General features: G+C 68.5%; 20 protein-coding genes. 12 read left to right on the top strand and 8 right to left on the bottom strand.

Translation table 11 applies throughout. The features are described from left to right. Positions 1–60: 60 nt before the first annotated feature. Entirely contained in the window at positions 61–1,311 is a 1,251-nt protein-coding gene (locus DMH01_RS32895; protein ID WP_125681702.1) for a LuxR C-terminal-related transcriptional regulator, read from the top strand. Here the strand turns inward: DMH01_RS32895 and DMH01_RS32890 are convergent. Beyond that, complete coding sequence (locus DMH01_RS32890) at positions 1,258–1,911, bottom strand: TetR/AcrR family transcriptional regulator (protein WP_125681701.1); 654 nt, start codon at positions 1,909–1,911, stop codon at positions 1,258–1,260. The genes DMH01_RS32895 and DMH01_RS32890 overlap by 54 nt on opposite strands. A 122-nt stretch (positions 1,912–2,033) precedes the next feature. Between DMH01_RS32890 and DMH01_RS32885 the strand changes: the two genes are divergently transcribed. Then, a complete protein-coding gene (locus DMH01_RS32885) occupies positions 2,034–2,888 on the top strand; it encodes an alpha/beta hydrolase (protein ID WP_125681699.1) in 855 nt (284 codons plus the stop codon). Positions 2,889–3,267: 379 nt separating this feature from the next. On the opposite strand, the gene DMH01_RS32880 is transcribed toward DMH01_RS32885, so the two are convergent. Together DMH01_RS32880 and DMH01_RS32875 are read right to left on the bottom strand one after the other, a co-directional pair. Continuing rightward, a complete protein-coding gene (locus DMH01_RS32880; RefSeq protein WP_199745723.1) occupies positions 3,268–3,567 on the bottom strand; it encodes a hypothetical protein in 300 nt (99 codons plus the stop codon). Between the two features lie 210 nt (positions 3,568–3,777). Further along, entirely contained in the window at positions 3,778–4,344 is a 567-nt protein-coding gene (locus tag DMH01_RS32875) for a TetR/AcrR family transcriptional regulator (protein ID WP_125681697.1), read from the bottom strand. A 49-nt stretch (positions 4,345–4,393) separates the two neighbouring features. Here DMH01_RS32875 and DMH01_RS32870 point away from each other — a divergent pair, with 49 nt between their 5' ends. Both DMH01_RS32870 and DMH01_RS32865 read left to right on the top strand, forming a co-directional pair. Continuing rightward, a complete protein-coding gene (locus DMH01_RS32870; protein WP_125681695.1) occupies positions 4,394–5,335 on the top strand; it encodes an SDR family NAD(P)-dependent oxidoreductase in 942 nt (313 codons plus the stop codon). A gap of 44 nt (positions 5,336–5,379) precedes the next feature. After that, entirely contained in the window at positions 5,380–5,985 is a 606-nt protein-coding gene (locus tag DMH01_RS32865; protein WP_125681693.1) for an SMI1/KNR4 family protein, read from the top strand. Between the two features lie 89 nt (positions 5,986–6,074). Here DMH01_RS32865 and DMH01_RS32860 read toward each other — a convergent pair whose 3' ends face one another. After that, positions 6,075–6,497, bottom strand: a complete 423-nt coding sequence (locus DMH01_RS32860) for a VOC family protein (RefSeq protein WP_125681691.1) — start codon at positions 6,495–6,497, stop codon at positions 6,075–6,077. A 31-nt stretch (positions 6,498–6,528) separates the two neighbouring features. Continuing rightward, a complete protein-coding gene (pip, locus tag DMH01_RS32855; protein WP_125681689.1) occupies positions 6,529–7,494 on the bottom strand; it encodes a prolyl aminopeptidase in 966 nt (321 codons plus the stop codon). Between the two features lie 176 nt (positions 7,495–7,670). Between pip and DMH01_RS32850 the strand changes: the two genes are divergently transcribed. The 4 genes from DMH01_RS32850 to DMH01_RS32835 all read left to right on the top strand — a co-directional run bounded on the left by DMH01_RS32850 (position 7,671) and on the right by DMH01_RS32835 (position 11,879). After that, the gene (locus DMH01_RS32850) at positions 7,671–9,029 is read left to right on the top strand and encodes a hypothetical protein (RefSeq protein WP_125681687.1); all 1,359 of its coding nucleotides are present in this window, start codon (positions 7,671–7,673) and stop codon (positions 9,027–9,029) included. A 130-nt stretch (positions 9,030–9,159) separates the two neighbouring features. Next, positions 9,160–9,996, top strand: a complete 837-nt coding sequence (locus DMH01_RS32845; RefSeq protein ID WP_125681685.1) for a CPBP family intramembrane glutamic endopeptidase — start codon at positions 9,160–9,162, stop codon at positions 9,994–9,996. A gap of 90 nt (positions 9,997–10,086) precedes the next feature. Further along, complete coding sequence (locus DMH01_RS32840; protein WP_199745722.1) at positions 10,087–11,199, top strand: histidine kinase; 1,113 nt, start codon at positions 10,087–10,089, stop codon at positions 11,197–11,199. Continuing rightward, complete coding sequence (locus DMH01_RS32835; RefSeq protein ID WP_125681681.1) at positions 11,196–11,879, top strand: response regulator transcription factor; 684 nt, start codon at positions 11,196–11,198, stop codon at positions 11,877–11,879. The genes DMH01_RS32840 and DMH01_RS32835 overlap by 4 nt, the downstream gene beginning before the upstream one ends. A gap of 53 nt (positions 11,880–11,932) precedes the next feature. Here the strand turns inward: DMH01_RS32835 and DMH01_RS32830 are convergent, their stop codons facing one another. Continuing rightward, on the bottom strand, positions 11,933–15,127 hold the full coding sequence (locus DMH01_RS32830) for a BTAD domain-containing putative transcriptional regulator (RefSeq protein WP_125681679.1): 3,195 nt from the start codon (positions 15,125–15,127) through the stop codon (positions 11,933–11,935). A 121-nt stretch (positions 15,128–15,248) separates the two neighbouring features. On the opposite strand from DMH01_RS32830, the gene DMH01_RS32825 reads away from it, so the two are divergent. Continuing rightward, a complete protein-coding gene (locus DMH01_RS32825; RefSeq protein ID WP_233621746.1) occupies positions 15,249–16,142 on the top strand; it encodes an NAD(P)-dependent oxidoreductase in 894 nt (297 codons plus the stop codon). A gap of 3 nt (positions 16,143–16,145) precedes the next feature. Continuing rightward, positions 16,146–16,910, top strand: coding sequence for an SDR family oxidoreductase (locus tag DMH01_RS32820; RefSeq protein ID WP_125681677.1), 765 nt, complete (start codon positions 16,146–16,148; stop codon positions 16,908–16,910). Between the two features lie 19 nt (positions 16,911–16,929). Here the strand turns inward: DMH01_RS32820 and DMH01_RS32815 are convergent, their stop codons facing one another. After that, a complete protein-coding gene (locus DMH01_RS32815; RefSeq protein WP_233621745.1) occupies positions 16,930–17,478 on the bottom strand; it encodes a helix-turn-helix domain-containing protein in 549 nt (182 codons plus the stop codon). A gap of 53 nt (positions 17,479–17,531) precedes the next feature. Between DMH01_RS32815 and DMH01_RS32810 the strand changes: the two genes are divergently transcribed. Next, complete coding sequence (locus tag DMH01_RS32810; protein WP_125681674.1) at positions 17,532–18,509, top strand: S9 family peptidase; 978 nt, start codon at positions 17,532–17,534, stop codon at positions 18,507–18,509. Positions 18,510–18,546: 37 nt separating this feature from the next. Further along, positions 18,547–19,299 carry a hypothetical protein gene (locus DMH01_RS32805; RefSeq protein ID WP_125681672.1) on the top strand — a complete coding sequence of 251 codons (753 nt, stop codon included), beginning with the start codon at positions 18,547–18,549 and terminating at the stop codon, positions 19,297–19,299. A gap of 45 nt (positions 19,300–19,344) precedes the next feature. Here DMH01_RS32805 and DMH01_RS32800 read toward each other — a convergent pair whose 3' ends face one another. Beyond that, the gene (locus DMH01_RS32800; protein ID WP_125681670.1) at positions 19,345–20,157 is read right to left on the bottom strand and encodes a TetR/AcrR family transcriptional regulator; all 813 of its coding nucleotides are present in this window, start codon (positions 20,155–20,157) and stop codon (positions 19,345–19,347) included. Positions 20,158–20,180: the final 23 nt, after the last annotated feature.

Below are 20,180 nucleotides of genomic sequence, written 5' to 3'. Positions count from 1 at the left end.
GGCCGCGACCTGGTCATCGGTCCAGTGGATCCTGTCCTTTCGACCAGGTAAGTTCGCCGGATGCCGGATCCAGCCGACCTGACCGCACTGCGCGACGTCATCGAGGGCCCGCTGCGCGAAATCGCCGACCGGTTCTCCCGCTTCCTCGCCGACGGCTGGCCGCATCAAGCCCTCGTCATCTTCACCCGGGAGTGCACGGGCCGGCCACGCAAGGTCGCCGGCGCCCGCGACATCACCGACAAGGTCACCATCGCCGAACTCGAAGCGCTCAAGGCGAACGTGCCACCCGGCCATCAGGTGACCACGACGGCCACTCTCGGCGGCGCCGACCGCACGGTCTGGGCCGTGCAGGACCCGATCGGCACCCTGCTCGTACTCGTCCCCCGGTCGAGCCGGGCCCGCTTCCCGCACCCCGCTCCCCTGGCCGAGGTCTTCGGCATCGTCGCGACCTCGATCCGGCAACAGGTCACCCAGGCCAGCCCCGACTACCTCGCCGAATCCCGCGCGGCCTCCAGCGAACGCGCCAGGACGATCGCCGAAATGGCCGCGGCGCACGAAACCGCGCTCGTCACGATCCTCACCACCCTGCGGTCCTCCCGGCTGGACGACCACCGCGCCCGGCTCGCCGCGACCGACACCGCCTCGGCCGCGCTGGTGGCGCTCCGGACGGCCCAGAAAACCGATCTCGCCCAGTCCGAAGAGCCCGTGCACACCGCGTTCGCCAGGCTGCGGCGGGAAATCCGGCAAATGCTGCGCCACCACGACGCGCAACTGGACTTCGTCGCCCCGCCGAAGAACGGGCGGCCGATACCCGGCGAGATCGCCCACGCCGCCCGCGCGATGACCTGCACGGCGGTGCTGACCTTCACCAGCCAACCCGAACTGACCCGGCTCCGGGTCGCCTGGTCGAGTGACAGCACCGCGCTGCACCTCGACGTCCGCGACCAAGGATCGGGCAGCCTCGACAGCACCGGACTCCGCCTGCAACTCGACGGGCGCGCGAAAACCCTCGGCGCCACCGTCGAAATCGACGCCCTCCCCGACTGGGGAAGCCACGTCGCCATCAGCGTTCCCTTCGACCCCGCCGGCGGCAGGCCCGACGAGACGCTGCCGTCGACTCTCAACCGCCGCGAACTCGAAGTGCTGCGGCTGGTCGCTCAAGGGCAGCGCAACAAATCCATCGCCGTCGCACTCGGGATCACCGAAAGCACGGTCAAGTTCCACGTCACCGGACTGCTGAAAAAGCTCGGCGTCACCTCACGCGGTGAAGCCGCGGCCTTGGCCCTGAGCGCCGGAATCGCCAGTCTCTGAGGCGGGCGCGTCATACGGATGTGTGCGTGGAAATCGGCCTTTGCTCATGCGCAGGATCAGGGCGATCGCGTCCTCCGAGGCGGCCCCCGGAGTCAGGATCTCCTGGAGGAGCAGGCCACGAATCGCGGCGATCGTGACGGAGGCCAGGGTCAGCGCATCCTTGGCGTCGAGCCCTTCGCGTTCCGCGAGCGAGGCCAGGATCTCGGTCAGGTCGTCGAGCGAGTCGATGAACTCGCGAAAGTCCTGCGGGCTGTACGCGGCCAGTCCTAGGACGTGAAAGAAGCCGCGGACACGTGACAGCTGCTCCGGGCGGGTGTAGTTCCGCCAGATCGCCACGACCAGGTCGTCGAAGGTGCCCTGCCGGGCGGCCTCGAAAAGCGCCTCGTTGTCCCGGGATCGGTGCGCCTTGAGCATGGCCGCCAAGACGCCCGGAAGTGACCCGAAGTGGTAGCGCAGGAGAGCGTGGCTGGTCCCGGCCCGGGCGGCGATCTCACGGAGCGACACCTCCGGCGCGGGAAGGTCCTCGTCGAAGGCGTCGAGAAGCCGGGCCAGGAGACGCTCGCGTGCGTCGCCGGTGCGTTCCGTGCTTGACAGGATCACTCCCACAGTTTATCCATTGGAAAAGAGACGGTGCCATGGTGGTCCCACCATGGTCACCCGTCGCGGCGAAGAAATCACTCGTGACGGCCACGAGGACCGACCCCGTACTGAAGGACCTTCGAATGAGCACCATGTGGCACGGCTGCCTCGCCGACACCGACTACTTCGAGATGCGCTCGAGCGGAGGGCACGACTACGGCGTCTGGGTCACCACACCACCGGGCTACGACCCCGCCACGACGCAAACGCCCGCGGTGTATGTGCTGGACGGCAACTGGGCCGTGGGCCTGACGGCTCCGCTCATCGTCACCCAGGCGGACCCCATGCAGCGGATCCAGCCCTACATCCAGGTCAGCGTCGGTTACGCGGGCGAAGAAGCACAGCACTGGGATCGGCTGCGCAACCGAGACCTCGTGCCGCCCGGCGAGCCCATCGCCAAGGAGCTCATCGACGCCGTGGAGATGGGAGTTCAAGCGGGCGCGAGGACACGCGAGGAATCCGACGCCTACCTCGCCGAACTACGCGACACCCACGCCGACGCGTTCCTGAACTTCCTCACCGCGGAACTGCATCCGCGGATCGAACGCGACTACGGCACGGCCACGAGCGGTCACGGCCTTTTCGGATACTCCTACGGCGGCCTCTTCAGCCTCTACACCTGGCTCACCGGCAACACCCTCTTCGAGAGCATCGGCGCGGGCAGCCCCGGCGTCGCCAGTGAAGACAGTCAGATCTTCACCCAGCTCAAAGAGAGGGGTGAAGATCAGCCCGCCGCCAAGCTTCACGTGACCCTCAACGAGCGAGAGCTGCTCGGAGACCTGGCCATCTACCAAAATCTCACGGTGAACACAGCCACCGTCCTGCACCGCCTCAGCTCACTCGGCGGAGCCGTCACCAGCGCGGTCTTGCGCGAAACGCACGTGACCGGTCTGCAGGCATCGTTCCTCAGCTACCTCAGGACCTGCCGGGCCCTTTAGATGCGAACGCGGCTCACCCCGTCGCCGGCACCCGCTGCGACACGCTGCGTGCGTGCACCGGGGCGACGAACACACTGCGAGGCGGAGCCGGCCTCTCGTCGTCGGACAGGTCCAGAGCTTCCAGGCCGTCCTGCCACCGCACCCAGTCCTGGACGCACAAACCCAGCCAGAACTCCACCTCGTCGCAGTTCCGTCGGCGACAAAGGTTTCTACCGCTATCGATCATCATGTACCCAAGGAACCCTCCTCCCCCCATTCGTCTCCATACAGTACTGCGACGCACTGGCCATACGTTTCACGACATACCCCGTCGACAGGCCGCCGAGTGTGAATCCTCAACAGCCTTGCCCCGCATGCCGACGAACAGTGACCCCGGGCGCTACCGCTGAGCACGGTCGAGGACTTCGCGCAGCACCTCCGTGATCCGGTACAGGAACTCGATCGCCCCGGAATCACTGGGATCGTCCAGCACCCAACCCGCGTCGAACTCCACGATCCAGGACAGCGTGCCATCACGGGGTGGATCGGAGATGAGCGCGTCGATCGCCCGGAGCGCGGCGCGAATCGGACGAGGGTTCCACGCCGCGGTCCGGGCCGCATCGTCACGCAGCTCGTCGAGGCTTCCGGCGTCGGCGACATAGTTCCGCAGGAACTTCTGCGTACCCTCCAGCGGTGACACGTTCTCTTGCTCCTCCCGAAGTCCAACCACGCGCACGAATCACGCCTCCCGTCTCCATCGGTCCCGCAGAGTCGAGACGCGGCGATCCTGCCCGCTTGAGCCGAAGGGGACTTTCCCCTCATGTGATGCAGCGAAGGGGCCCTTCACCGCCTGAGACGCAAGGAAGACCACCTCCGGGCGTCGCGGTCCACAATGGACAAAGTACCCGGGTCACCCGCACCGGAGCGCGTCGATCGACATGTGCACGAGTTCCTCCACACCGACCTGCCACTTGTCCTTCGCCAGATGACCGCTGAGCTCCAATCCCGCCATGCCGTGCGCACTCGACATCAGCAGTGCACCGTACCGAGGCGCGTCGGATTCGCCGACCATGTCCGCGACCAGGGCCAGGAACACGCGCTCGAGACGGCCCGCGGCCTCCCGGGCGGCAGGGGTATCGGCCGGAGCGCTGAACATCAGCGCGTACCGGTGCGGCCACCGCCGGGCGACGCCGATCAACGCCAGGACGGCTCGCTCCAGTCGTATGTCCGAAGTGGACTCGACGTCCGCGCGAAGGCGCTCGACGTCGTCCGCCAGGGAACCCCACGCATTGATGGCGAGCTGAGCCAGCAGATGCTCTTTGTTCTCGAAGTGCCCGTAGGGTGCACCTCGCGAGACTCCGGCCCGAGCTCCGACCGCACGCAAGGTCACAGCGTCAGGGCCACCCTGATCAAGCAGTTCGGAAGCCGCGCGGACAAGAGCTTGCCGCGTCGCCTCGGCGGTCTCGGTTCGTGTCACACCGGTCATTCTAGTTGACAGTGTCATCCGAACCGGGCAGGCTTTTCATATGACATTGTCACACGAGTTACTCCTGCCCGACCTGGCAGGCCGCATCATCGTCGTCACCGGGACGACCTCCGGCCTCGGCCTCGCCCTCTCCGGCGCGTTGGCGGCGGCCGGTGCGCGGGTCCTGATGACCGTTCGCGACACCGCGCGGGGAGCGGCGGCCGTCGACCAGGTGCGAGCCGGGATCGGCGGCACCGGTTCGGCCGAACCCGTTCTGCTCGACCTGGCCGACCTCTCCTCGGTCCGGTCCGCCGCCGCGAAGATCCGGGAACTCACCGGGGATCGCATCGACGTGCTGATCAACAACGCCGCGGTATCGCTGGGGCCGCACAGCCGGACCCGGGACGGGTTCGAGCTGCAGATCGGAACCAATCACCTCGGTCCGGCCGCGCTGACCTGGCTGCTGATGCCCGCGCTGCGGGCAGCCGGTGATCGCGGGCGCCCCGCCCGGGTCGTGACGACGTCCAGCCTCGGGCACCGCACCGGCGGGCTCGACCTCACCGACCTGCATTGGGAGCGTCGGCGGTACTCGCCGACCCGCGCCTACGGAGCCTCCAAGCTCGCGAACCTCCTGTTCGCCGCAGAGCTGGATCGACGGCTGCGCACGGCCGGCGACCCGGTGCTGTCGATCGCCGCCCACCCGGGACTGACGACGTCACAGCTGCTGACCAACGCCCTGGCCCGGGGGAGCACGTGGAGGTCCCGCCTCCTCGTACTGCCGGACCGATACCTCTCCCAGCCGGTCACCGCCGGCATCGCACCCCAGCTCATCGCCGCCACCGGACCGGTCGACGGCGGCGATTACCTTGGCCCGACCGGACCGTTCGAGATCCGCGGCCCGGCCGGTCCGGCGCGCCGCTCGGCCGCCGCCGAAAACCGGGGGCTCGCGACCGGACTCTGGCAGATCACGAGTACCGCCACCGAAGTCACTCCCGACCCGTAGATTGGCCCGTCAGCGGAGATATCGAAGGGAAGGAACCTGTGGCGGTGAACGGCGGAATCGACTCGGCGTGGGAACGGATCACGACCTGGCTGCGTAGCCGTACACCGGTCACCGCGGCCACGCTCCGGCCCCCAGCACCCGCCAGCGACATCCGCGCCGTGCAGACCGCGGTGGGGCGGCCGTTCCCGGACGATCTGCCGGCGTGGTGGCGACTGATGGACGGCGTCGACGACGACGCCGACTACCGCACCGCCTTTACCTTCCCCGGCGTGTACATGCCCCTGACGGTTGCGCGCGTACGGGAGGAATGGGCCAGACTAAGCGCCTATCCCGACCAAGACTGCTGCTATCCCGACGGACACCACCAGCGTGCCGCCGGCGAACCCGTCCTCGGGTTCTGCACAGCCCTGCTCCCCGTCTGCCGCGCCGTCGACGGCGCGGTCCTCGCCATCGACCTGCGTCCCGGCGCCGACCACGGTCGCGTGATGGACTGGATGGCCCAAGCCGGCGCTCACCGCACGACCTGGACCGGCATCAGCGCGATGCTCGCCGACACCGCCGACCGCCTGGAGCAGTACACCGCACCGGACACCCGGCCGCGGTCAGGACAGGCGACGATCAGCGACGACGGAGTGCTGACCTGGGCGTAGCGAGACCGTCAGCCGTGGCGCTTCTCGCGTGTCCCCGCCGCCGACACCGCCGCCGTGCAACGCATCGAACTCCGTCACCGCGCTCAACGTCACTCGAACTCCCCCGGCGCGAGGCTGCGTGTCAGGCAGAACTCGTTTCCTTCCGGGTCGGCCAGTACCACCCAGGACCGGCCGTCTCCCTGTCCCACATCCGTCTTGGACGCGCCGAGCGCGAGCAACCGCTCCAGTTCGGTCTGCTGGTCACAGTCGATCGGACAGATTTCGAAGTGCACCCGGTTCTTGGCGCCGGCCTTGGCCTCGGGGACACGGACGAAGACCATGTTCGGGACGGCGGGCCCGCCACGCAACGCGGCCAGCCGCTGTCCGTCCGGCGACTCCGGATCGGGCCCGATCTCGACCACGGCGCCGTTCTTGTCGTCATAAACGACGTAACCCAGGACGCCGCACCAGAAATCCGCCAGCCGCCGCGGATCCACGCTGTCCATGGTCGCCCATTCGAACCGACTCGTCATGCACGATTCCTTTCCCGCGCGGCCGTACCGACTACCGGTTCCGGGCGAAGCGGTCGGTGGCGGCGATGATCGCGGTGGTCATGCTGCCGCCGTTGTGACCGGTGTCGTCGAGAACCACGAGCTCGCTTCCGGGCCAAGCCCGGTGCAGTGACCAAGCGATCCCGAGTGGGCTGCTGGCATCGTAGCGCCCGTGGATCAGCACGGCGGGAATCCCGTGGAGTCGCTCGATGTCGCGCAGCAGTTGCCCTTCGTCGAGAAAGCAGCCGTTGGACCAGTAGTGGGTGACAAGGCGGGCGAAGGTCAGCTGGAATTCCGGGTCGGCGATCGACAGGAACGGCGTGGCGTCGGGGGCCAGCGAGATGTGGGTGTCCTCCCATTCGCACCACCTTTGTGCGGCCGTGGCCCGGATCTCGGGGTCCGGGTCGTGGAGCAACCGGCTGTAGGCGGCCGACAGGTCGCCGTCGCGTTCGGAGGCGGGGACACCGTCGCGGAATCGTTCCCATTCGCGCGGGAAAACGCGGCCCATGTCGCGGGTGATCCAGTCGGTGTCGCGTCGGTCCCCCTTGGTGATGGCGGCGAGCACCAGTTCGGTCACCTGCCCGGGATGCGTTTGGGCGTAAGCGAGAGCGAGGGTCACGCCCCATGAGCGGCCCCACACCAGCCAGCGGGTGATTCCCAGGTGGCTCCGCAGCGCCTCGATGTCCTCGACGAGGTGCTGCGTGGTGTTGGCCGACAGGTCCACGACCGGGTCGGCGGCCGAAGGGATGCTGCGCCCGGAATTGCGCTGGTCGAACAGGACCACGCGGTAGCGCGCCGGGTCGAAAAGGCTCCGCATCCCAGGAAAGCTCCCTGTGCCGGGACCGCCGTGCAGCACGACGACCGGCTTGCCGCCGGGGTTCCCCGACACCTCCCAATACAACGAATGGCCGTCGCCGACATCGAACATGCCGGACTCGTACGGCTCGATCGGTGGGTAACGCGCGTCATCGGATGCCATCCACGCATGATCCCCGCGCGCGGGCGCGCAACGAGAGGGAATGATCGAACAAGCCCAGAGTGCGCCATACTTGAAAATAAAGTTCGGTGCGCCTAAACTTTGGCTTTGGAGTACCGACACCTGCGAGAGGCAGGCTGCATGGCTACGACCGAGGCGACGGCGGACCGGGGACGCCGATGAACTGGAGCCAGCTCCTCGTGCCCGTCACCAGCGGCGTGGTCGTTGCGCTCATCGTGGCGACCGTCAGGTTCCTGTGGCGTCGCACCCGCCTGCCGACCGGGCTCTCCCAGCGGATGACCCGGCGGAACTACCTGGCGGAGATGCTCGTCATCTCCAAGAACGACAACGTCGAACGGCTCGACGCGCTGGTCCCGAATCTGCTGCCGGCGGACCGCTCTCCCGCGCTCGCCGAGATTCAGGAGGCGTGGTCGCAGATCAACGGCCGCCGCGGGGTACGCGTGATCACCCGCACCGAGCCTGCCTCCCTCACCGCCGGAGCCGAGTTGCTCGGGGCGGGGATCGAGGTCCGCGTGTCCCGCGCACTGACCGCGGGTCACCTTTCGTACCACGTGTTCTCCGGCTTGGAGCACCACACGGTGCTCAACCGGCGCAACGGCGGGAAGGACCGGCCCGAACGGCTGGACGAAATCTCTGCCGCCAAGGTGTTCCGCAGCCACTTCGACGAGATGTGGAGCGAGTCCGAACCGATCGAATCGTTCCTGGCCGGGGAACTCCTGGCCGGGAGCAAGTGGGGCAACGGATCGTCGCGCCTCGCGGACCGCATCCGAGAGCAGCGCGCGGCGTACCAGCTTTCGCCCAAAGCGGCAGACGCGGTCCTGCGGCACCTGGCGTTCCGCCACCGCGCGCCGGTCATCTTCGTCACCGGCCTGCCGGGCGCCGGCAAGTCACTGGTCCGGCGGGCCATCGCCGACGAGCTTCGGCGATGGCGGATGCAGGTCGACGAGCTGAACGACTACGTCTACGCCTTCCAGGAATTCCTCCACGCCTTGATGCTCCTCGGCGACGGCCGCGGTGCGGGCTTCAGCGCCCAGCAGGGCGGCGCGTTCCAGGTGGAGCGCGAGGACGATCTCCGGCCGGCCCTGCACACGCTCGGCCATCGTGTGTGGGAAAACCGCCGGAGCAACCCGATCACGATCGTCGAATTCGCCAGGGCCGACACGATCGGAGCACTTCAGGTGTTCGGCGACGAGGTCCTGGCGGCGTCGCAGATCGTCCACGTCCGCGCCTCCGACGCCGAGCGCGCCGCCCGGCTGGCCAGGCGGGGCGAGCCACCGAAGATCTCGGTGGCGGGACAAGTGATCACTCTCGAGGTGTCCGACGAGCACCGGCTGCCCAGCAACGCCGCGGACACCCTTTACAACAGGGACGACTTCGCTCTGCTGAAGGCCCAGAAGAGCGTCGCCGGGCGACTGTTCCTCGTCGAGAACGACTCCGAGGGGAAGGTGCACATCGACGAGCAGGTCGCGGCGTTCGTCGAAGCCGTCGTGCGACCGTATCGCGCACTTGCGACGTAGCCGGGAACCGCCTGTCCCCCGTGAGAGCTACCCGGATCGTCCGCTCGCTGGTGATTCGCCTGCGCCGGTGCGCTTCTAGCGTTTCCGGCGGGTCGCCATCCGTGCGGCCGTGGTTCTTCTGGAGGTCGCCATGCAGACGAGTTCGATCGCACCTACGGATCACCAGCCCGGGCGAGCGGGCCGTATCCTGCGGTTTCCGCTCGTCTGGACGCTGATCGGGGCGGTCGGTGTCGGCGGCGTGTCGGCGCTGTCCTCGGGTGGGCCGCCGGTGCTGGCAGCCGTGGGCGCGGTGGCCGCGGTCGCCGTCTACTGGGCGGTGATGCGCTACGTCGCGCGGCGAAACACGCCGGAGATCGCGAGGGCACGGGCCGGGACCCTGGCGTTGCTCGGCATCGGGCTCGGCTTCCTGTTCATCGCCGTGTCCGTGCTCATGGTGATGACCGAGTTCTCGTTCACCTGGGCGTCCGGTAGCGCCGTGGCGACCGTCGTGAGCATCATGGCGGTGCAACTCGGTGCGGCGGTGACCGAAGAACTGCTCTTCCGCGGCCTGTTGCTGCAGGGGCTGGAACGGCTGGGAGGCAGTTGGTTCGCGCTGACGAGCACCGCGGTGCTGTTCGGTGCCATCCACCTGGCCAATCCCGGCGCCACGTTGTGGACCGGGTTCGCGATCGCCGTCGAGGCCGGTGTCCTGTTGGGTGCCACTTTCCTGTGGCTGCGCAGTATCTGGGCGGCCGTGGGCCTGCACTTCGCCTGGAACACCACCGTCGGGCTGCTCGGCCTCCCCGTTTCGGGGCACGCGTCGCCGGGGTTGCTGATCGCCGAACCGACGGGCCCGGAGTTGGTGACCGGCGGCCAGTTCGGTATCGAGGGGTCGATCATTCCCGTCCTCGTGAGCCTGCTGCTCGCCGTGCCCATGCTCATCGCCGCGCACAAGCGCGGCAACCTCGTGCCCCTGCGGCGGCGCTAAGCTCGCCGAATGCTTGCCAGCGCGGCATCCCGCCTCAGCACCGCACTCGACGGGTGGCGAGACCTCCCATCGTCCACAAAAGACAGTGCGTTGGCGGCGGTGGTGACCGTGCTGGCATTCGCGCCGACCGTCGCCCACATCGGCCCGGAGATCGGCGATCTCCCTCGGCGCGGGACGGGCGGCATCGACGCGGTGGTCGGCGCGGCGCTGACGCTGGCGATGTGCCTGCCGCTCGCCGTACGCGGCCGCATGCCCGCCGTATGCCTGTCGATCGTCGGTTCCGCGTTCGCGATCGGTCAGGTGCTGAGCTACCCGGACACGTTCGGCAAGGTGGGGATTCTCCTCGCGTTGTACGCCGCAGGCGCGCACCTGGTGCGGTTCCGCCGGGGGCTTGCCGCGGTGCTGACCGCGGGCTATGCGGTGCTCACCGTGGCACTGCACAATCTTGGCTCACCGCAACGGTTTCCGGATTTTCTCGCGTTCTATCTCGTCTTGGTGGTGATCTGGCTGGCCGGCACCGGTATGCGTCGATGGCGCGCGGAAGAGGCTGAACGGAGACGGCTGACGGCCGAGGTGGCCGCGGCCGCCGAACGGGCTCGCATCGCTCGGGATCTGCACGACGTGGTCACCCATCACGTGACCGCGATGGTGGTTCAGGCCGACGCGGCGCAGTTCCTGCTCGAGTCCGCGCCGGACCGGACCGGGACGGGCCTGCGCGCCATCAGCGACACCGGACGCCGAGCGTTGACCGAGTTGCGGTCCCTGCTCGGCATTCTCGAGGCGACCGGCGAATCCAGGACCGCGGACCGGACACCGGCCATGGGAAAGGTCGCCGATCTGGTCGAACAGGCCCGGCTGTCGGGTCAGCCCGTCGAGTGGACCGAGCAGGGCGAGCAACTACCGCGGTCCGTCGACGTGGAGCTGACCACCTACCGCGTGGTACAGGAGGCGCTCACCAACGCGCTCAAACACGCGACCGGAAACCCGACCAAGGTCCTGGTGCGGCACGGCACGGACCACATCGAGGTCGAGGTGATCACCCTCGGTCCCGCGATCGGCGCCACGGCCACACCATCCGGTGGCCGAGGCCTGACAGGACTGCGGGAACGTGTGCGCATGCTCGGCGGGGAACTGGTTTCCGGTGCCCTGCCCGACGACGGCGGCTTCCGTGTCCGGGCCATGATTCCAGGGAGCCACCTATGACCGAGCCGATCCGGGTGCTGATCTGCGAAGACCAGGAACTGGTGCGCACCGGGTACGTCACCATCTTCTCCGCACAGCCCGACATCGAGGTCGTCGGCGAGGCGGCCGACGGCCGTGCGGCGGTGGAGACCGCGCGGCGGTCGCGCCCCGACGTGATCGTGATGGACATCCGCATGCCTGTCCTGGACGGCATCGAGGCGACCCGCCTGTTGACCGGCCCCGGCGTCGAGGCACCGATGAAGGTGCTGGTCGTCACCACGTTCAACGTCGACGAGTACGTGTACGAGGCACTTCGCGCCGGCGCCAGCGGGTTCCTCCTCAAGGACTCACCGCCGGCGCAACTGGTCGACGGCGTCCGCACGATCGCCCGCGGCGAGTCCCTGCTGGCCCCCGCGGTCACCCGAAGCCTGATCGGCCACTTCGCCGACCGGCTCCGCCCCACCGACACCTCCCGCCCCGCACGAGACAACGTCGTGCGGACGCTGACGCCCCGCGAGCTGGAAGTGCTCGAACACCTCGCCGCCGGCCTGTCCAACGCCGAAATCGCCGCGGCACTGGTCATCTCCTCCGAGACGGTGAAGACCTATGTGTCCCGGATCCTCACCAAACTCGACCTGCGGGACCGCGTCCAAGCAGTCGTCCTCGCCTACCGGATCGGCCTGGTATCCGGCACGGACTGACACTCGCGGCAATCGTTTCCTTGCCTGGACCGGAATCGCCGTTCCAGGAGAATCTATCGCGGTCGTCGCGTTTTCTTGCCATGGTCGAATTCGGTGGCGAAGACGTCCTCGCCCAGGGAGTGCCTGACCCTGGTGGTGATCCGATCGATGTCACCGTGTTCCGCGGGTGGCAATGGTGCTCCTGCGGTGTTCCTGAGTGTGCCGGCCGCGCCGAGCATGCGGGCGGCACGGTGATGATGTCCGGCGAGCGAGTGCGCTCCGGCCAGCCCTTCCAGTGCGAGCGCGATCGCCCGTCGGTCGCCGGTGGCCTGTGCTGCCGCGTGACCTTCCAGGTGCAGGGCGAGCGCCGCCGCGGCGTCGCCGCGTTGTTCCGCGATGAAGCCGAGTTCGGCCAGGATCAGTGCGAGGCCGGGGTTTCCCTTCCAGCGCCGGCACCAGTCGAGCCAGTTGCGCAGATGCGTCTCGGCGGCGTCGAGCTTGCCCTGTCTGCGGGCGCCGAGCGCGAGGCCGACTTCGGCGTACTGGACGCCCCACTGGTGGGACTGTTCGGCGGCCAGGCGCATCGCCCGGACGTGGAATTCCTCAGCTGTGGTGTAGTCGCCTGCCAGCAAGGCGCTGCGGCCGAGTCCCGACAGTTCGTATGCCGCCTCGGTCCACAACCCGAGGTCTTCGGCGTTGCGGAGTCCCTCCTCGCGAAGGCGGGCGGCGTGTTCGTAGTCGCCGCTGATTTCGGCCAGTGTGGCGAGGGCCTGTCTGGCCTTCAGCTGTCCCCAGTTGTCGCCGAGTTCCTCGAAGAGAGCCAGGCTTTGGCGGCCGAGCCTGCCGGATTCCACGATGTCACCCTGGGCGAGGGCGAATGTGTTCGTGATCAGGACGGCCGCGACACCCCATTTGTCGCCGACGGCACGGTAGGCCGGCAGAAGCCGATCACCGGTCGTTGCCGGGACACCGAAACCGCCCTGCGCGTAGCCGAGAAACCACTCTGCCCACGCTCGTTCCGCCGGGTCGGCGACGGACTCGTACACCGTGTCCAGCACACGGCTCGGCTCGACCGTGTCCGGATCGGTGGCGTCGCGGATCAGCAGTGCGATGCCCGCTCGCCATACCGTCGCCATGGCCCTGGTGGCCGCGGGCGCCGTTCCCTCCAGTTGCAGCACCAGGTTCAGGGTTCGACGTGCTTCGCCGAGCCGTCCGCGCAGGAACCAATACCAGCCCAGCGCGTTGACCAGCCGGAGGGCAGGCTCTGCTTCGTCGCGCTCGATCGCGTCTTCGAGCGCGCGGTGGAGATTGGCGGCCTCGATGTCGAGACGCCGCAGCCAGTGTCGTTGCTGCCTGCCTCGCAGGTACTGCTCGGCGCGTTCGGCGAGGTCGAGGTAATACTGGCGGTGGCGCCGCCGGATTCGTTCGGACTCGCCCGCTTCGTGCAAACGTTCCTGGCTATAGGCCGCGACGGATTCGAGGAGCCGGTACCGAGGACCGTCCGCGGTCTCGGTCATGACGATCAGCGAGCGGTCCACCAGCCGGGCGACCAGGTCGAGGACCTCCCGCGTCCGCACTCCCCCGCCGGCGCAGCTGGTTTCGGCCGCCTCGATGGTGCAACCTCCGAAGTGGACGGACAGCCGGCGCAGCACGACGCGTTCGGCCTCGGTGAGCAGTTCCCAGCTCCAGTCGATCATCGCCCGCAACGTCCGCTGACGGACCGGTGCTCCCCGGTTCTCGCCTGCCAGCAACCGGAACCGGTCATCCACTCGCGCGGCCAGCTCCCGCGCGCCCAAGGTCCGGATCCGAGTGGCGGCCAGTTCCAGAGCCAGGGGAATTCCGTCGAGCCGCCGGCAGATCGTGGCGATGGCCTCGGCGTTGTCCGTGGTCAGATCGAACCCGGGCACGGCGGCGCTCGCTCGTGCCAGGAACAGCCGGACCGCGCCGAACTCGCGCACCGCTTCGATGGCCGACCCGGGCGGCGGTGGCTCCAGCGGCGGCACGGGCCACACTTGCTCGCCACCGACCGCGAGCGGTTGTCTGCTGGTCGCCAGGATTCGAAGGCCCGGCGCGGTCGACAGCAGCCGCTCGGCAAGTTCGGCGGACGGGTCGATCACGTGCTCGCAGTTGTCCAGGACCAGCAGGAGTCGCTTCGTCCTCAGAGCGCCAATGAGCCGCTCGAGCAAGGAAACGGGACCAGCGGCCGTTGCGGCGTCATCGCGGACGCCGAGGACCGCGGCCACCAGTTCGGTCAGTTCCGCTGACGTCCGCGGGCTGTCCCGGCGATCCAACCTGGTCAGTTCGACCAGCCAAACGCCGTCGGGGAAGGCATCCACCAGCTTGCCGGCCGTCTCCACGGCCACCCGTGTCTTGCCGACACCGCCGGGGCCGGTCAGCGTGACCAACCGATCCGTCTCCAGCTTCGAACGCACCGCGCTGACGACGTCCGCTCTGCCGATCAAAGCGCTGAGCGGAGTGGGCAGATTGGTCCGTGGCGCGGCGCCAGCGGTGCGGCCGAGGTGGTCGGCCTGTTCCAGAATCGCCTGGTGAAGGGCAGCTAGTCCAGGGCCGGGGTCGAGGCCCAGTTCCTCGGCCAACCGGTGGCGCAGCCGGTCGTAGGCGGCCAGTGCCTCGGCTTGGCGCCCGGCGAGGTACAGCGCACGCATGTGGACCGCGCACAGCCGTTCCCGCAGGGGGTGGCGGGCCGTCAGTTCGCCGAGCTCGCCGGCAAGCTCGGCGGCGAGCCGGTCATCCGACTCCAGCCTCGCCTCGGCCTGCTCTTCCAGGACGACCAGCCGCTCCTCCTCAAGGCGCTGAATGAGATGCCCGGCGAACTCCGCGTCCTGGAAGTCCGCGAAGGCCGTCCCTCGCCACAGCCGCAGGGCATCCGACAACAACTCGGCCCGGGCGCGGGCGTCGCCACTGGTCCGTGCCTGTGCGACCAGGTCCCGGAACCGACCCATGTCCACGCTGACCGGGTCGACCCGCAGCAGGTATCCGGGCGGCTGGGACACCACCAGGTCCCGCGCTCCCGGCTCGGCTTCGTCCAGCGCGCGCCGGAGCTGCCAGATCCGCGTCTGCAGGGTCTTTCTGGGATTGAGCGGGAGCCGCTCGCCCCACAGATCATCGATCAGCCGATCGGCCGACACCGGACGGCCCTCGTGGATCAGCAGGGCGGCCAGCAGCGCACGGACCTTCGACTCCCGGACCTCGACCCGCACCCCGTCGGCAGTCCACACGGCCAGCGGACCGAGCACTCCGAAACGCACGACACCACGGTATCCGGCGAACCACTGCCGGGATCGACGCGCACCCGACCTAGACCGGACCTGGACCGGACCCGGTGTGGCGACTCGAAGGGTGGTGTTCACAGACCCGAAGGGAGTTTGCGTGAACGAGCACGAACCACCCGTCCCAGTGACGGTCATCGGCCTCGGCGCGATGGGCAAGGCGCTGGCCGCCGCGTTCCTGGCCGCCGGCCACCCCACCACCGTGTGGAACCGCTCGGCGGGCAACGCCGACAGCCTGGTCGCCGACGGCGCGATGCGGGCGGCCACGATCACCGAGGCGGTCACGGCCGGCCCTCTGGTGGTCGTCTGCTTGCTGGACCACCCCGTCCTGCACGAAGTCCTCGAACCGGCAGGCGACGCCTTGGCGGGCCGAGCAGTGCTGAACCTCACCAACGGCACTCCGGCTCAAGCCCGGGAGACCGCCGACTGGGCCGCCCAACGCGGTGCCGGCTATCTCGACGGCGGGATCATGGCCGTGCCTCCGATGATCGGCCAACCCGAAGCCCGCGTTCTCTACAGCGGCTCGCGGCCCGTTTTCGACGAGTACGAGCAGACGCTGAACCGGCTGGGCACCACCACGTACGTCGGCACCGACCCCGGCTTGGCGTCGCTCTACGACCTGGCCCTGCTCAGCGCGATGTACGGCCAGTTCGCCGGGGCGAGCCACGCACTCGCCCTCGTCGGCACGGAGAAAGCCGATCCGGCGGAGTTCGCCTCGTCCCTGCTGGCCCCCTGGCTGACCGCGACGACCATCGCGCTCCCCCAGCTCGCCCAGCGAAACGACACCAGCACGCGGACGGCCGAAGAATCCGATTCCCCACCGGACATGCAGGCGGTGGCCATCGCCAACATCGTCACGGCCAGCAACTCCCGGAAGGTCGACGAAGCCCTGCTGTCCCACCTGCTCATCCCCTTGCGAGACCTCATCGGACAGTCCGCCCACGGCCGCGATCTCGCCGGGATGGTCGATCTGATCAAGAAAACCACGGAGTAGACGATGAACGAGTATTCGGGCAAGAAAGCCGTCGTCGCGGGCGGAACGCACGGCATGGGACTCGCGGTCGTGCAGGCACTCCTCGATGGTGGCGCGGAAGTCCTGCTGACCGGCCGCAACGAGAAGAACATCGAAACCGCGCGGACCCGGCTCGCGTCCCCGGCCGCACACGTGGTCCGATCCGACGTCACCAGCATGGCCGACATCCGCGCGCTCGGTGACCACGTCGAAGACAAGCTCGGCCAGATCGACTTCCTGTTCGTCAACGTCGGACTCGCCAAGCTCGAACCCTTCTCCCAGGTCACCGAAGAGTCCTACGACCAGAGCTTCGACACCAACACGAAGGGCGCGTTCTTCACCACCCAGCGGCTGGCTCCCCTCATCCGCGAAGGTGGCTCGATCGTCTTCACCACGTCCATCGCCGACGAAGGCGGGACAGACGCCCTGACCGTCTACTCCGGAGCCAAGGCCGCCGTCCGGGCGTTCGCCAAGGGAATCGCCGGCGCCCTGCTACCCAGGAACATCCGGGTGAACGTGGTCAGCCCCGGGTTCATCGACACCCCGACGATGGGCATCGTCGGCATGACCGACGAGAGCCGGGACGCCTTCATGAAGATGGGCGACGCGGCGACCCCGATGAAGCGGCACGGCACCGTGGAGGAAGTCGCCGCGGCCGTGCTGTTCCTCGCCTTCGACGCGACCTTCACCACCGGCGCCAGACTGACCATCGACGGCGGCATCGGCCAGGGCATCCCCGCGTCGCAGTAAGGAAAGGCACCGCTCGCGGCTACGTGTCGGCCTGACCGCCGGCCGGGAACAGGATCGGGCTCAGCAGATACTGCGCACGGTCCGGGGTGGCCGGGTTGCGCAGGTGCGGAAGGATCGCCGCGCGCAGACCGTCGATCAAGCTTTCCAGCTCCTCGCGATCGAGCCACACCGCGTGTTGCCGGTAGCCGACCAGATCGGCGACCGGATCGGCGTCCTCACGGTCGAGGTAGGTGGTGAATTCGGCGAGCAGGGTGACCATGGCCAAGGCGAAAACCTCGCGGTGGTCTTCGGGCTTCGCCGCGGCCACCGCGTCGGCGTCGATCGTCGCGCGCTCCGGGCGCAGGCGATAGCTCCGCTCCACGGCACCCCGCACGCGGTGCTCGGCGGCGACCTCGAGAACGCCCCCGGTGGCGAGCAGGTCGACGTGTCGATACACCGTCGCCTTCGATACGTCGGGCAGGTGTGCGCACAGCTGCGCGGTCGTGCGTGTCCGCCCGCCGGACAAGGCATGCACGATCCGCAGCCGCACCGGATGCGCCAGCAGCTCCAGAGAATCCACGAGGGCCATGTTCTCATTCGTGATACCGTTCTCAAAGTTGAGAACGGTGAGCGGAGGACAGTATGACGCCGGACGGATCGGTCGAAGTGAACCTCGAGGCGTGGCAGCCGCCGGAGTACGCGGATCCGGGCCTGTTCGACGAACATGAGGTGACCGTGGGTTCGGGCGCCCTCGCCGTGCCCGGCACAGTCACTGTCCCGCACGGCGAGGGCCCTCACCCGGCGGCCGTCCTGCTCGCCGGCGGCGGACCGTTCGATCGGGACGGCACGGCCGGGCCGAACAAGAACTTGAAGGACATCGCCTGGGGCCTGGCCGCCCACGGTGTGGCGGTCTTGCGTTTCGACAAGGTCACCCACGCGCACGGCGAACAGGTCGCCGCCACACCGGAATTCACCCCGACCGACGAATACGTCCCCCATGCCGTCGCGGGCATCGAGATCCTGCGCGGACTGCCCACAGTGGACGATGGTCGGGTCTTCGTGATCGGGCACAGCATGGGCGGCAAATTCGCGCCTCGGGTGGCAGCCGCCGGATCCAAGGTGGCCGGTCTTGTCGTTCTCGCCGGGGACACCGTGCCGATGCAGTGGTCGATGGTGCGCGTCATCGAATATCTGACGAAGACCGATCCGGCGACCGCGGCGCTGCTGCCCACCGTCGAGGCAGCCACCGAACAAGCCGAACTGGTGGACGGCCCGGATCTTTCGCCTGCCACATCCGCCGCGGCACTGCCGTTCGGAATGCCCGCACCGTATTGGCTGGACTTACGCGCCTACGATCCGGTGGCGGTCGCCGCGACGCTGGATCTGCCCATGCTCTTCCTGCAAGGCGAGCGCGATTACCAGGTGACCGTCGACGGCGATCTGGCCGGATGGCGCGCCGGCCTTGCCGACCGACCGGATGTCACCTTCCGCACTTACGCCGCCGACGATCACCTGTTCTTCCCCGGCACCGGACCGTCGATACCCGAGGACTACACACGTCCACACCACGTGGACCCCGAAGTCATCACCGACGTCGCAGCCTGGCTCAAGTCGGACTAAGGTTCACCCGATCTCCCCGACCGAGGAAGAGTTGACCGTGAGCATCCCGGAAGGCCCGGACTGGGCCGAATTCGCCGTGAACCTGGGCGAACTGCTGTACGAGTTGCCGCCGACGGCGAAACTGGTCATGCACGCGGAGGGCAACCGCTTCGTCCAGTTCTCGGCGGAGCAGGACCCGCAGTATCCCGACCTCGTCACCGAAATCTACGCCGGGCTGGTGAGCAACGAGTTCGTCGACGAGCGGTGGCGAATGTCGCCCGCCGACCACGAGAACCTGATCGCGGCCGGATGGACGCCGCCTGACGATGGCCTACCTGAATGGAACAGGACCGTCTTCGCGGCCGGCCCGGAAGGCTGCACCGAACTGGCGCGGCAGGTCACCACCGCGCTACAGACCGCGCTGCGAGTCACACGGCCTGCCGACCTGGTGGTCGACGGCTGGGACGACCGGTCCGACCGTGCCCTCACCCTGACCGGATTGGGGCTGGGGCCGGGAAAGATCAGCGAGAGCAACGCCCGCGCCATGGTCCACTACCACCTTCGGCGGGAGCGGCTCGGCGGCTCGACCAAGGGGATCAAGGGCGTCCGGATGGACACCGGCTGGGTGCTGCACTACCCGCCGGGCACCCCGGCCCCCGGCGAACCGGACGACTTCGGCGATCGGAACTTCTACGTCTCCGACGACCACCTCATCGAACGCCGCCCCCTCAACGCGGACCCCGCCGCGTTCCAGGCGGACTTCGAACAGCGCTACCGAACCCGCAACGGCCTCCGCCTCGATGCCGGTTAGGCCCGGAATCCAGCTCATCCCGACGACCGGCGACCGCACCGGACTTCACGCCTCGATGCCCCGCCGTTCGAGATCGGCCGCGATGCCGTCGAGGACACCCGCGAGGCCGGCGGCGAACAGGGTGTCGAGGTCCCAGGGGTCGGCGCCCGCGCGCATCGCGGGGGCGAGCCGCGGGTACACGCCGGGATCGAAGACCCGCCGGCGTTGATCGTCCCTGCCGTGTCCCGCCTGACGTTCCGCCTCCACGTCGCTGATGTAGGTCAGTGCCACACCTTGCACGTAGGAGGCGAACGTGAACATGTACCGGAAGGCGTCGGCCGGTTCGAGACCGAGTCCGTCGAAGGCGGAAAAGGCACTCTCGCTGTCGGCCGCGAGTGCCGGGCTCGAGTGGATGTGGGTCGTCACGAGGACCTTCGACAGGATCCACGGGTGGCGGTGGTAGAGCTCCCAATCGCGATAGGCGGCTCGCTCGAGGCCGTGCCGCCAGTCACGCGGCGGCACATCGGGCAGCGGAACGTCGGTCAACGCGGCCTCCACCATCAAAGCCACCAGTTCGTCCTTGGACGCCACGTGCCGGTACAGGGCCATGGTGCTCGCTCCGAGGTCCGCGGCGACCCGGCGCATCGAAAGCGCGGCCAGCCCTTCAGCGTCCGCGACCTCGATTCCCGCTCGCACGATGCGCTCGATCGTGAGGTGTGGCGCGTTGCCGCCCTCCTCCGGGACGTCGACCGGCTCTTCCGTCCTCCGCGCCCGATAAGCCCGCGCCTGGCAGGCGCGGGAGCAGTAGCGCCGCGGACGCCCCCGTTCCGCGGGCTCGAGCGCCCTTCCGCAGGACATACAGGCCGACGACTCTGACATCACTCTCCCTTATCGTCACAACC

Origin of the sequence: Amycolatopsis sp. WAC 04182, from assembly GCF_003947465.1 — a bacterium.
GTDB lineage: Bacteria > Actinomycetota > Actinomycetes > Mycobacteriales > Pseudonocardiaceae > Amycolatopsis.
Note: the sequence above shows the minus strand (reverse complement) of the source record. Positions and strands in the feature narration are given on the sequence as shown.